Here is a 13,099-nt window from a genome sequence, read left to right on the forward strand (position 1 = left end):
TTTAACTGATTAAAGCAGGATTACGGAACCATTTGACGAATGTAACTATGTCGGCTGCGAAAACATAGGCATTAGAACGAAAGATAAATGATGAAATTGAAAAGGCGCAAACGTTCTAGTGAAATGAGGAGAAGTAATGCCAAATTTACACACTGTCGTCAGTTTTTTTAGCAGTACATGTATGGCAACGATGAGTATGATTTATTTGTTTTCCCTTGTGCCGCGCGCATGGTCTTTTAAATTTCGATTTGGAGCCATGATTATAGGAATCCCAGTCGGCATTATAATGGGACAGGTTGCTATGCTGATCGGCTGGCACCATCATTAAAACTTTGAATTTTTTAACAAAAAAGGAGACGTGTAAAATGAATACTGTTACATTAAACAATGGTTTAAAAATGCCTCAGCTTGGATTTGGCGTATGGCAAGTAGAAGATAACCAGGCAGCAGCTGCAGTGTCAAAAGCAATTGAAGTTGGGTACACCTCTATTGACACAGCCATGATTTATAAAAATGAAGAAGGAGTAGGCCAGGCTATTAAAGAATCTTCTGTTCCTCGAGAACAGCTGTTTATTACAACAAAAGTTTGGAACAGCGACCAAGGCTATGAAAATGCATTACGTGCATTTGATGAAAGCTTAGAACGATTAGGACTTGATTATGTCGATTTATATTTAATTCACTGGCCTACGCCTCAATATGATGAGTATGTGGAGACGTATAAAGCATTAGAAAAGCTTTATCACGATGGAAAAGTAAAAGCAATTGGCGTCTGCAACTTTGAAATTGAGCATTTAGAGCGCTTGTTAAACGAATGTGATGTAACACCGGTTTTAAACCAAATTGAGTGCCATCCGTATCTAGCTCAAAATGAATTAAAAGAGTTTTGCGCCAAACATAATATTTTTGTGGAAGCATGGAGCCCTCTTGATCAAGGAGGAGAAGTGTTACAAGACGAGGTCATTCAAAAAATTGCTGAAGTACATAGCAAAACTCCGGCTCAAGTTGTATTGCGCTGGCACTTACAAAACAACACAATTGTCATCCCTAAATCAGTTACACCGTCTAGAATAGAAGAAAACTTTAACGTGTTTGATTTTGAACTCACTGCCGATGATATGGCAGAGATTAATGGGTTAAACAGCAATCGCCGCAAAGGTCCGCACCCAAGTGACATGAACGTCCGATAACGTTTGAAAAATAAAATTGTGCAGCCGTGAATCATCGCTGTTATAAGAAATAATAAGTTTATTTCAGATTATTTAAAATTTTCTTAAATAACAATTGACAAATGATTAATTCAGCGTAATACTTAGTGTAGGTACCCTAGTTGCTTTAAGTTGTACAGCTTAAAGTGTATAGTGATTTAGTCATTTAGCGATTGTTTGTATGTATAAGTTGAAATGCCAATTATTAATAAAAGCCCATAGTGTAGGTAGGTTAGTTTATAGGGGGCTATATCAAAAGGAGCTTGTTTCCTCTTTGATATAGCCCCTTTTTGTGTTCAAAAAAAAGTAGTCTACAGTTTAACAAGGGAGCGGGTATGATGTTTATTCAAATCGACGGAAATTCACTGACGTTCGACCAAATCTACAAAGTTATTTACCAAGGATACTCCGTAAAAATTAGCGATCACGCAGTTGAACATATCCAAAAAAGCAGAACGTTAGTTGAAGAGAGTATTACGAACAACAACGTAATTTACGGAGTAAATACTGGATTCGGAAAGTTTAGCGATACGGTTATTTCAAAAATGGACTTAGCTGATCTGCAGATTAACTTGATTCGGAGTCATGCCTGCGGACTAGGAGAACCATTTTCTTTAGAGGTAAGCAGAGTGATGCTGCTTTTACGAGCAAATGCATTGGCTAAAGGGTATTCAGGCATACGACTGGAAACCTTGCAGCTGCTTATCGATTGCTTAAACCAAAATGTAGTGCCAGTTATCCCAAGTCAAGGTTCACTTGGAGCTAGCGGTGACTTAGCTCCATTATCACATCTAGCGCTGCTGTTAGTTGGAGAAGGAGAAGCTGTATATAATGGTCAGCGAATGCAAGGAGAAGAAGCTTTAAAGCTAGCGGGGCTTGAGCCTATCCAATTACAAGCAAAAGAAGGGCTAGCTTTAATCAACGGCACTCAGGCAATGACAGCTGTAGGAGTAGTTTCGTACCTTGAAGCTCAAAAGCTAGCAGATCTTGCTGACGGGATTGCAGCACTGACGTTAGAAGGCCTGCAAGGCATTTTAGATGCATTCATGCCCGAGTCTCATGGAGTAAGACCTTATCCGGAACAACAGCAGGTAGCTGCCCGAATTCTTTCATATTTAGAAGGCAGTCAATTAACTACTTCTCAAGGTCAAATAAGAGTGCAAGATGCTTATTCACTGCGCTGCATTCCTCAAGTTCATGGTGCTATTTATCAAGTTTTAAATTATGTAAAAGAAAAGCTGTTAATTGAAATTAATTCAGCAACCGATAACCCGCTCATCTTTGCCGACAGCGGCAAAGTAATTTCTGGAGGGAACTTTCACGGGCAGCCCATTGCGTTTGCTATGGATTTTCTAGGAATTGCAATGGCGGAGCTTGGGAATATTTCTGAACGGCGCATTGAACGAATAGTAAACCCTCAGCTTAGCGGGCTGCCGGCATTTTTAAGTGCAGATCCTGGTTTAGAATCCGGGCTCATGATTACTCAATACGCTGCTGCTTCATTAGTTTCCGAAAATAAAGTATTAGCGCATCCATCAAGTGTCGATTCTATCCCATCTTCAGCGAATCAAGAAGATCATGTCAGCATGGGAACGACTGCTGCACGTCATGCTTATCAAATTATCCAAAATACACGAAGGGTTCTATCGATTGAAGCAATTTGTGCGGCTCAAGCAGCCGATATTCAAGGGGTGGATAAACTGGCTTCGGAAACAAGAAAAATTTATTCCAGAATTAGAAAAACCGTACCAACCATTACTAAAGATCGAATTTTCTCACGTGATATTGAAGTGTTAGCAGCTGATTTCAAAACCTTTGTGCAAGATACTAATTATGAACTAGCGCTGTAATAAAAATGTTCGTTTAACAGTTTTTCATTTTTATAGAGGAGGAAAACAAAATGGAGACAAAACAAAGTGGGATGAAAGCACCTCGTGGGACGGAACTAACGACAAAAGGCTGGGTACAAGAAGCTGCTCTTCGCATGCTTCTCAACAATTTAGATTCTGAAGTAGCGGAGCATCCGGAAAAGTTAGTCGTATACGGAGGAATCGGAAAAGCAGCCCGTAACTGGGAGGCGTTCGAGCGTATTGTCGCAGCGTTAAAAGAGTTAGAAGATGATGAAACGCTTCTCATACAGTCCGGTAAGCCTGTTGCGGTTTTTAAAACCCACAGTGATGCACCGCGTGTTTTATTAGCGAATTCGAATCTTGTTCCTGCTTTTGCAAATTGGGAGACGTTCCATGAGCTTGATAAAAAAGGGTTAATGATGTACGGACAAATGACTGCAGGAAGCTGGATTTATATCGGAAGCCAAGGCATTGTTCAAGGAACGTATGAAACATTTGCTGAGTGTGCCAACCAGCATTTTAACGGAACTTTGAAAGGAACGATTACGGTAACAGCTGGATTAGGAGGAATGGGAGGTGCACAGTCACTAGCTGTTACGATGGCAGGCGGCGTTGTAATTGGAATTGATGTTGATCGCACGCGTATTGAAAAACGTATCGAAACAAAATATTGCGATACGGTAGTCGAAAGTGTAGCTGATGCAATCACGTTAGCTGAAGATGCAAAAAAATTGGGCAAAGCGCTTTCCATTGGATTAGTTGGAAATGCAGCCGAGATTCTTCCTGAAATGATAGAGCGAGGATTTATCCCAGATATTGTGACGGATCAAACATCGGCACATGATCCACTTAACGGATATTTGCCGATTGGAGTCAGCTTAGCAGAAGGAGAAAGATTGCGGAATACAAATCCAAATGAATATATAAAACAATCAAAAGCAAGTATGGCTATCCACGTTCAAGCCATGTTAGAGATGCAAAGAAAAGGCGCGGTTGCTTTTGACTATGGCAATAATATTCGCCAAGTGGCGCTTGATGAAGGCATCACGAATGCATTTGATTTCCCGGGATTTGTCCCAGCGTATATCCGTCCGCAGTTCTGTGAAGGAAAAGGACCGTTTCGATGGGTCGCTTTGTCAGGAAACCCAGAGGATATTTATAAAACAGATGAAGTCATTTTACGTGAGTTTTCGGATAATACGCATCTTTGCAACTGGATTAAAATGGCGAGAGAAAAAATTGAGTTTCAAGGATTGCCTGCGCGTATTTGTTGGCTAGGCTACGGAGAAAGAGCGCGCTTTGGAAAAATTATTAATGATATGGTGGCGTCCGGAGAACTGTCAGCGCCTATCGTTATTGGCAGAGATCATCTAGATGCCGGTTCTGTGGCGTCGCCAAACCGTGAAACTGAAGCGATGAAAGACGGCAGTGATGCAGTAGCAGACTGGCCGATTTTGAATGCATTAGTAAATACGGCAGCAGGCGCAAGCTGGGTATCTGTTCACCACGGAGGAGGAGTAGGTATGGGGTATTCTCTTCACGCTGGAATGGTTGTAGTAGCAGACGGGACGGAAGAAGCCGCCAAACGTCTAGAACGTGTTTTAACAACAGACCCAGGCATGGGTGTAGTTCGTCATGTAGACGCCGGCTATGATAAGGCCATTCAAACTGCAAAAGAAAAAGGAATACAAATTCCTGCGTTAAATGAATAAAAAAGGAGGGATACGTATGACTATTACGTATATCAAATGCGCTGCACAAGTCATTACGGTTAAAGGAGGAAGTCAGCCTAGACGATCGGAGGAAATGTCAGATCTAGGAATCATTGAAAATGGCAGCGTACTCGTGAAAAATGGAAGAATTGTATTTGCTGGGCCTGACGTCAAAGCGCAGGAATACCTTGAGCATATTGATGAACCTATTAATATAATTGATGCCGAAGAAAAAATCGTAACGCCTGGGTTGATTGATCCCCACACTCACCTTGTGTTTGGCGGCAGTCGTGAAAAAGAATTAGAAATGCGCTTAAACGGGGCAAAGTATATTGATATTTTAAAAGCGGGAGGAGGAATTTTACAAACAACCGTTAGTACACGACAAGCAACGGAAGAGGAGCTAATCAAGCAATCTACAAAACGTTTAAATAAATTTCTGCAGTACGGAGTTACAACTGTCGAAGCCAAAAGCGGGTACGGTTTAAATCTTAAAGATGAAATCAAACAATTAAAAGTTGCGAAGAAACTGAATGAACAGCATCCGGTAGATGTTGTTTCAACCTTTATGGGAGCTCATGCGGTGCCAGTTGAGTACAAAGGAAATGAAGATGAGTTTGTTCGTTTCGTTATCGAAGAAATGATACCAATCGTTGCAAAAGAAGAGCTAGCGGAGTTTTGTGATGTATTTTGTGAAGAAGGCGTGTTTACAGTTGAACAGTCAGATCGTATTTTACAAGCTGGAAAAGCATACGGACTAAAATCTAAAATCCACGCCGATGAAATTGTGTCTTTTGGCGGGGCAGAATTAGCGGCTAAAGTGGGAGCTGTGTCCGCGGATCATTTGTTAAAAGCATCGGATCAAGGAATTAAGCAAATGGCTGAAAGGGGAGTTATAGCCGTTCTATTGCCGGGTACTGCATTCTTTTTAATGGAAGAGCCGGCGCGTGCTAGGAAAATGATCGAAGCAGGAGTGCCTGTTGCTTTGTCTACAGATCGAAACCCAGGGTCTTCTCCTACGGAATCGCTGCCGTTTATTATGAATTTAGCTTGTTTAACGATGAAGATGACGCCAGCAGAAGTTTTAACCGCTTGTACGATCAACGCGGCTCATGCCATTTGCAAAGGGGATCAAATCGGCAGTATTGAAGTAGGTAAAAAAGCCGATTTAGTGCTATTTGACGCTCCCAATTACCAAACGCTGCAGTATAACTATGCCGTAAATCTTGTAGACACGGTATTAAAAGATGGAAAAGTTGTGGTTGAAGGCGGTGTTTTACATGAACTATCCGTACCCACAGCTTGATCGACCGCCTTTTTGCTGGCAGCGTCAAAGTACTTCTGATCCCAAAGTAAGTGATTGGATTCAGACAGTTGAAGATGGGAGCAACGTCGACTTTACATCGATAGATATTACGGTCTTGGGCGTGCCTCTTTCAAGATCTTCCATTAGCGCTTCTGGAGCCAGTGAGACGCCAATGGCCATGAGGAAGCTCTGGAAATCCTTTAACCCGTATCATATTGAGTATGATACGGATTTGACTTCCTTGTCAGTGTTGGATTTAGGAGACGTCAAACAGCACGTAACGGATATAGGGAAGTCTCATCAGTATATAAAAGAAGCGATGACGTCTATGCGGAAATGTCATCCGCACGCGCTGCCTATTATGCTTGGAGGAGATCATTCTATTACAGCTATGTTAGTAAAAGGGTGGAAAGAGTCATATCCCGAACAGAAAATAGGGATTTTACAGTTTGATACGCACTTTGACTTACGCAGCTTAGAAGATAACGGTCCTTCTAACGGAACCCCTATACGAAATTTAATCGAAAGCAACACGATTGATGCAGCTCATGTATGGAATATCGGACTTCACGGGTTTTATAATTCCAAATCGTTAAAGGAATATGCAGATAGCAAAGGCGTTCATTATGTAACGTTACTGCAAGCAAGAAAAGCAGGAATAAATCATACCGTGAAAGAAGCATTAAAACAGCTGAGCAAAGAGGTAGATATGATCTATTTAACAGTTGATATGGATGTGTTGGATATCGCTTACGCACCGGGAGTTCCAGCAGGAACGACAGGCGGAATGAGGACAGATGAGTTATTTGAAGCAGTATACACCGCGGGGAGTCATCCCCTTGTTCAAGCAATGGACATTGTATGTCTAGATCCGCTGCGTGATGTAGGAGAAATTACCGTGAAAGCAGGCGTACACGTGTTTTTGAATTTTTTAACGGGCGTTGCAAACAGAAAGTAAGGAAGTGTGCTTCCTTACTTTTTTTATGGCTCTTTTTATAAGCTTCATAAACGATTGTTGAGATTGGGATAAAATAACTTTAGAAGTATGTATGGGTTTTAGTAAATATATTTTTACTAAAATAAACGATTTTTATTGTTTTTATTCAAATTTAGTAATAATATATTTACTAAAGAAGGTGGATATCTCATGAAGGAAAAGCTGGCTAAGGAATATATCGCTTTAATACCGGTTTTATTTAAAAACTTCAAGAATTTAAACAAAAATGAAGTGAAATTAACACATTTACAAAATCACGTAGTTGAATTTATGTATATGAAAAAAAGAGATTTGAATATTAAGGAAATTAGTAATGGATTAAATATTGCCAAACAACAGTTAACGAATGTTATCAGTGAATTAGAAAATGAAGGATATTTAATCAAAATGCCTGATCCGCGAGATAAGCGTGCAGTTTTAGTCTCATTAACGTCTAAAGGAAAAAGTATTCAAGAGGAAAAATGGAGAGGGGTTTATAGTAACTTTCATACAAATCTTGCGAAGTTAAATGATGAAGAGCAATTAGACCTGCAGTTTGCTCTTCATAAATTAAATGTTTTATTAAAAAAGATGGAGGGATAAATTATGAATCAATGGGAACGAATTTCACTCATTAGTGTAGGCGTTATAGGCGGGACAGTAATGGGAGTAATTTATAAAGATATATCAAACTGTTTAATTACAGGTGTTATTGTTGCTTCAATCATTACGGTAATGCTCAATCAAAAAGCGAAAAAAACAGCTAGATAGTATGAATAAACGTAAGACAGCACCAGCAAGTTGCGAACTCGACGTTCTGGTGCTGCCTCTATAAAATTTATCTTCTAGATGAATTTTACGAAGCGGAATACGTTTTAAGAGCTTCAAGCATCAGATCCCAAAATCCATCGACATCAAGGGTTAAACCAAACTTCGCATTTGCTTTCCTTCCTGTAACTCCAAGCAAATCAACTGAAGTTGTTCCAGCGGTATATTCTCCGCGTGTTTCTACTACGATATTAACTTCCTTTAGGGTAAATAGTTCTGGAGCTATGCAATAAGCAACGGTTAATACATCGTGAACAGGAGGGCCATCAAAACCAAACGTTTCCTTATAGGTAGATTTAAAAAATGCTAATAATTCACCCACCTTTTTTGCTACGTTATTATCAATGTTCATCACTTGGTTAATAACATTATCTGTTGCAACGGCTTGATGCGTAATATCTAACCCCATTACTACGAGTGGAATGCCGCTATCAAACACTTTTTTAGCCGCTTCTGGATCTGCCCAAATATTAAACTCAGCCGTTGGCGTCCAGTTCCCGAAGGTTCCACCGCCCATAAGGATAATCTCTTCAATGTTTTCTTTCATTTCTGGAGCTTTTATTAAAGCTAAAGCAATGTTCGTTAAAGGACCGGTAGGCAAAAGCGTAACGGGATCTTCTGACTCTTTGACCATTCGTATAATAGTATCTACTCCGTGTTCTTCGCTCCAGCTGCGAGAGAGAGCTGGGAACTCAGGGCCGTCTAATCCTGAATCCCCGTGTATACTAGGCGCGTTTTCACGTCTGCGCATCATTGGTTCGCTTGCTCCTTTTGAAACCATCACGTTATGTAACGATACTAAATCACACACTTTCAAAGCATTCATCGTCGTTTTTTCAATTTCTGCGTTTCCTGAAACAGTTGTAATCGCTAAAATATCTAATTCCGGTCGTGCGGCAGCCAAAATGATAGCAATAGCATCATCATGACCTGGATCACAGTCCATAATAATCTTTCTTTTTTTCATTATGATCACCTCTATAGAATGGATAAATTGCTGTTAATTTTACATGGATTTTATTTTTTCTAAAATAGCTTCTGTAAACTCCGACGTAGAGGCATGTCCGCCTAAATCTTTCGTTTTTACTTCAGCTTGGAGCGTTTGATAAAGTGCGTGTTCTACTGTAGCAGCCACTTCTGTAAGTTTGTGATCCGCATGTTTTTCAGCCAGCCATTTCAGTAGCATGGCTGCTGAAGAAATAATACCGGTTGGGTTTGCTATGTTCAAACCTGCGATATCTGGCGCAGAACCATGAGCTGCTTGTGCCATAGCGATATGTTCATTTGCATTAAGAGAAGCGGCTAATCCTAAGCTTCCTACAAGCTCGCCGGCTAAATCTGAAAGAATATCACCGTACATGTTTTCTGTCACAATGACATCGAAATCGGCTGCACGACGTACGAGATGAGCAGCCATGGCATCGATATGGTAGTCGTCCACTTTTACTTCAGGATATTGCTCAGCTATTTCTCGACAAACGTTTAGAAATAGTCCGGTACTTAATTTTAAAACATTTGCTTTATGTACGATTGTTACTTTTTTATGACGCTGCATGGCCAATGCAAAAGCTTCATGTGCAATTCTTTCTACAGCTTTTCGCGTAAATACCCCCGATGTCACCACAACGTCTTTTGTAATCTGCCATTCCCCGTGTCCAGAATACATATTACGATCGGCATAAAATCCTTCTGTATTTTCTCGGACGATCACTAAATCAGCTTTTTTCACGACGCTTTTAATACCTTGCATTGTTTTAGCAGGGCGAATATTTGCGTAAAGATCTAAACTGTGACGAAGCTCTCCGCTAGGATTACGCTTTTCTTTGTGTTCAAGAGGGTAAGCCGCAGAATCATGCGGGCCAAGTATCCATCCATGCGTATGTTTTAAAGCATCTATCGTTACTTCTGGAAGAGGATCGTTATATTGTTTAATTCCTTCCCATCCCATAGGCAGATAAATCCATTCCATTTTTACTCCTGCTTTGCAAGAAGCAGTTTTAACTACCTTAACTGCGGCATCGACAATCTCCGGCCCGATGCCATCACCGGCCAATACCCCGAAACGATAAACAGTCATTGTTTTGAACACCCTTTCATTATGCGCAATGCTTTTATAAATAGATTGAAGGTTTATAGTATTAATCTACTTAAAGAAAAGACAATAATAAAATAGTATTTTTTTATGTTTATAGATTAAATTCTTTTATCTTTCTTTTTGCAGCTTTTTAAAAAAAGAACTAGCTAATGCTTCGTGCTTCAGATTTTCTATCAACCAACATCTTAATTGGCGCTGTTGATTTTTTAAAAACACCCAATTAACACCTAAAACACGATTTAATTATATCATAATTCAGAAAATTAAACGGTTCTACGTTGGCACGAAAATTGCTTGTACTGTATATGAGGAATACAAAAGAAAGGAGCAATATGTAGTCGCAGATAAGGAAACTGCTTTTAAAGAACGAGATGTCTGTTTAAAGTTATTATTTCACAATGAAGGGGAGAAGAAGGATGAGTGAACCGCAAAAGGAAATGAGTTCATTAAATCATGTACGAAAAAAAGAGAGGAAAATAAACGTTTTTGCTTTATTGTTAGGCTTTCTTGTGATTGCTACCATTTTAACGTATATCTTGCCAGCTGGAGAATATGCGCGTGTAGAAGTAGACGGGAGAACAACGGTAGATCCTCAATCGTTTAAATGGATTGATTCTACACCTGTTGGATTCTTTGATATGGTCAAAGCGATACATACAGGAATGGTAGAAGGAGCCGACATTATCTTTTTTGTATTAATTATCGGTGGTTTCTTTGGTGTACTAAGCGCTACAGGGACAGTAGATGTATTAATTACAACGATGGCTAAAAAACTTGCTACCCGAGAAAAATTATTAATTCCTGTTATGATGCTATTTTTTGCAGTAGGCGGTTCTTTAATGGGGATGGCGGAAGAAACGCTAGCCTATATTCCTCTTTTAATTCCCCTGGCACTTGCTCTTGGATTCGATGCATTAACAGGGACTGCTATTGTTTTAATTGGCGCATCGGCTGGTTTTACTACGGCAGTTATGAATCCATTTACAGTGGGTGTTGCACAAGGAGTAGCAGAGCTTCCTATGTTTTCTGGAATGGGCTTTCGACTCATCTTGTTTGTAGTTGTTTACGCTGTTTCAGTTTGGTTTGTCTACCGATATGCGATGAAAGTGAAAAAAAGTCCTTCTATTGGGACGTACGGAAAATACAGCATAACCAGCGCAAATAAACTTTTAAACTCGGATGCCAAGTTAACTAGAAAGCATAAATGGATTATGGCAGCATTTCTTGTTAACTATGTAATTCTTGCTTTTGGCGTTATTAAGTACAAATGGTACATTACTGAAATTGCCTCTTTATTTGTCATTTTGACAGTTGTAATTGGGATTATTGGAAGGCTCTCTGTTGAAAATACGGTTAAGTCGTTTACAAACGGGGCAGCAGCACTAGTTGGAGGAGCGCTTGTTATCGGAGCTTCTCGTGCTGTTCTTGTTGTTTTAAATGAAGGACATATTGTAGACCCTATGCTTCATCAAGTATCTGGAGCTATTCAGCATATTCCGGGATATTTAAGCGTCATCGGAATCTATAACTTCCAAGCGCTGATTCATCTTATTTTAGCATCTGGAACAGGTCATGCGATGCTGACGATGCCAATCATGACGCCTCTTGCAGATTTACTTGATATTACAAGGCAAACAGCAGTATTATCTTTTTCTTTTGCAGACGGCATTGGAAATATTATCTTCCCGACAGCTGGAACATTAATGGCTGGTTTAGCGATTGCGGGAATTTCATGGACAAAGTGGGCCAAATGGGTGTTGCCGTTAGTCCTTATTCAATATGTGATTGGTTTAATTGCCGTTGTGATTGCTTATTTTATCAATTACGGACCATTTTAAGCATTAAAATTATATAGAAAAATGTTATTCGTAAGTTGAGCTTACTAGTAGGAGGAATAGAAGTTGTTAACCTTAATCAAAAACGCAGAAGTATATGCACCAGAGTATTTAGGAAAAAAAGACGTATTGCTTGCAAACAGCAAAATCATCCTTATAGAGGATTGTATTGATCATGTAAATACGTCCATTCCTATTCATGTTGTAGACGCTGCTAATGATGTTATAGCTCCAGGCTTTATTGACTCACATGTTCATATTATTGGCGGAGGAGGAGAAGGCGGATATAAAACACGCACGCCTGAACTAATGTTAACCGATGCAACGACTGCCGGTGTTACAACTATTGTAGGTGTACTTGGAACAGACGGTACAACAAGAAGAATGGAAAGTCTTCTTGCTAAAGCAAGAGGATTAGAAGAAGAAGGAATTAGCTGCTTTATTCACACAGGTTCTTATCAAATACCAGTAAAAACGTTAACTACCAGCATCGAAGAAGATCTTATTTTAATTGATAAAATTATCGGAGTAGGTGAAATTGCCATTTCTGACCACCGTTCCTCTGAACCGACATTTGAAGAACTGGTAAAGGCGGCTTCTGCTGCCCGCAATGGAGGGATTTTATCAGGGAAAGCCGGAATATTAGAAGTTCATGTAGGAGACGGGGAACGGAAATTATCTTTATTAAATCAAATCGCAGATAAAACAGATCTGCCAATTCGTCAGTTTCATCCTACACATATTAATCGAAATGAAGAACTTTTTAAAGAAGGAATTCAATTTGCAAAACGAGGTGGCTATGTAGATTTTACAACTAGCACCATTCCATATTTTTTAGAAGAAGGCGAAGTTAAGTGCAGCAAAGGGTTACGTATCATGCTTGAAGAAGAAGTTCCAATCTCGAGCATTACGTTCTCATCCGATGGACAAGCGAGCCTGCCGTTTTTTGATGATAACGGAGACTATAAAGGGCTTCAAGTTGGAAAAGTGTCTTCTTTATTTCAAGAAGTACGAGATGCAGTATTAGAAGAATCAGTGCCGTTAGAAACAGCTCTTCAAGTCATTACGTCTAATCCTGCCAAAGTATTAAAACTGGACAATAAAGGGCATATTCAACCTGGAAAAGATGCAGATTTAGTCCTTTTAGACAAAGAGACACTAACAATTAAAACAGTTTTTGCTCAAGGTAAAGTAATGGTAAAAGACGGTGTCCCTGTTGTGAAAGGAACGTTTGAATAACAGGTTTTAAACATCATTTAACGAAAGTATCGCGGAAGGATACGAGCTAA

The 13,099-nt window shown here is 39.7% G+C and carries 12 protein-coding genes; 10 read left to right on the top strand and 2 right to left on the bottom strand.

Annotation, left to right across the window (positions count from 1 at the left end):
* The first annotated feature begins 136 nt into the window (after positions 1–136).
* The 8 genes from AC1D0Y_RS10645 (at position 137) to AC1D0Y_RS10680 (ending at position 7,823) form a co-directional block, all read left to right on the top strand.
* Positions 137–328: a hypothetical protein gene (locus tag AC1D0Y_RS10645; RefSeq protein WP_034275619.1), complete on the top strand. Its 192-nt coding sequence runs from the start codon at positions 137–139 to the stop codon at positions 326–328.
* Positions 329–365: 37 nt separating this feature from the next.
* A complete protein-coding gene (locus tag AC1D0Y_RS10650) occupies positions 366–1,190 on the top strand; it encodes an aldo/keto reductase (protein WP_060747550.1) in 825 nt (274 codons plus the stop codon).
* 356 nt (positions 1,191–1,546) lie between these two features.
* The gene (hutH, locus tag AC1D0Y_RS10655) at positions 1,547–3,058 is read left to right on the top strand and encodes a histidine ammonia-lyase (RefSeq protein WP_098248917.1); all 1,512 of its coding nucleotides are present in this window, start codon (positions 1,547–1,549) and stop codon (positions 3,056–3,058) included.
* A 50-nt stretch (positions 3,059–3,108) separates the two neighbouring features.
* Positions 3,109–4,770 carry a urocanate hydratase gene (gene hutU / locus AC1D0Y_RS10660; protein ID WP_477707559.1) on the top strand — a complete coding sequence of 554 codons (1,662 nt, stop codon included), beginning with the start codon at positions 3,109–3,111 and terminating at the stop codon, positions 4,768–4,770.
* Between the two features lie 16 nt (positions 4,771–4,786).
* Entirely contained in the window at positions 4,787–6,076 is a 1,290-nt protein-coding gene (gene hutI / locus AC1D0Y_RS10665) for an imidazolonepropionase (protein WP_477707560.1), read from the top strand.
* Complete coding sequence (locus tag AC1D0Y_RS10670; RefSeq protein WP_477707561.1) at positions 6,051–7,034, top strand: agmatinase family protein; 984 nt, start codon at positions 6,051–6,053, stop codon at positions 7,032–7,034. The genes hutI and AC1D0Y_RS10670 overlap by 26 nt, the downstream gene beginning before the upstream one ends.
* 189 nt (positions 7,035–7,223) lie before the next feature.
* Positions 7,224–7,655, top strand: a complete 432-nt coding sequence (locus tag AC1D0Y_RS10675) for a MarR family winged helix-turn-helix transcriptional regulator (RefSeq protein ID WP_136790138.1) — start codon at positions 7,224–7,226, stop codon at positions 7,653–7,655.
* Between the two features lie 3 nt (positions 7,656–7,658).
* On the top strand, positions 7,659–7,823 hold the full coding sequence (locus AC1D0Y_RS10680; RefSeq protein ID WP_217599329.1) for a hypothetical protein: 165 nt from the start codon (positions 7,659–7,661) through the stop codon (positions 7,821–7,823).
* An 85-nt stretch (positions 7,824–7,908) separates the two neighbouring features.
* On the opposite strand, the gene AC1D0Y_RS10685 is transcribed toward AC1D0Y_RS10680, so the two are convergent.
* Positions 7,909–8,847: a nucleoside hydrolase gene (locus AC1D0Y_RS10685; protein ID WP_098248912.1), complete on the bottom strand. Its 939-nt coding sequence runs from the start codon at positions 8,845–8,847 to the stop codon at positions 7,909–7,911.
* A gap of 39 nt (positions 8,848–8,886) precedes the next feature.
* A complete protein-coding gene (locus AC1D0Y_RS10690; protein ID WP_098964654.1) occupies positions 8,887–9,957 on the bottom strand; it encodes an isocitrate/isopropylmalate dehydrogenase family protein in 1,071 nt (356 codons plus the stop codon).
* A gap of 434 nt (positions 9,958–10,391) precedes the next feature.
* Here AC1D0Y_RS10690 and AC1D0Y_RS10695 point away from each other — a divergent pair, with 434 nt between their 5' ends.
* Together AC1D0Y_RS10695 and iadA are read left to right on the top strand one after the other, a co-directional pair.
* Positions 10,392–11,813 carry a YfcC family protein gene (locus AC1D0Y_RS10695; RefSeq protein WP_477707562.1) on the top strand — a complete coding sequence of 474 codons (1,422 nt, stop codon included), beginning with the start codon at positions 10,392–10,394 and terminating at the stop codon, positions 11,811–11,813.
* 63 nt (positions 11,814–11,876) lie between these two features.
* Positions 11,877–13,049, top strand: coding sequence for a beta-aspartyl-peptidase (gene iadA, locus AC1D0Y_RS10700; RefSeq protein ID WP_286128122.1), 1,173 nt, complete (start codon positions 11,877–11,879; stop codon positions 13,047–13,049).
* The last annotated feature ends 50 nt before the right edge of the window (positions 13,050–13,099 follow it).

This window comes from Priestia sp. P1_B12_1 (assembly GCF_056406695.1).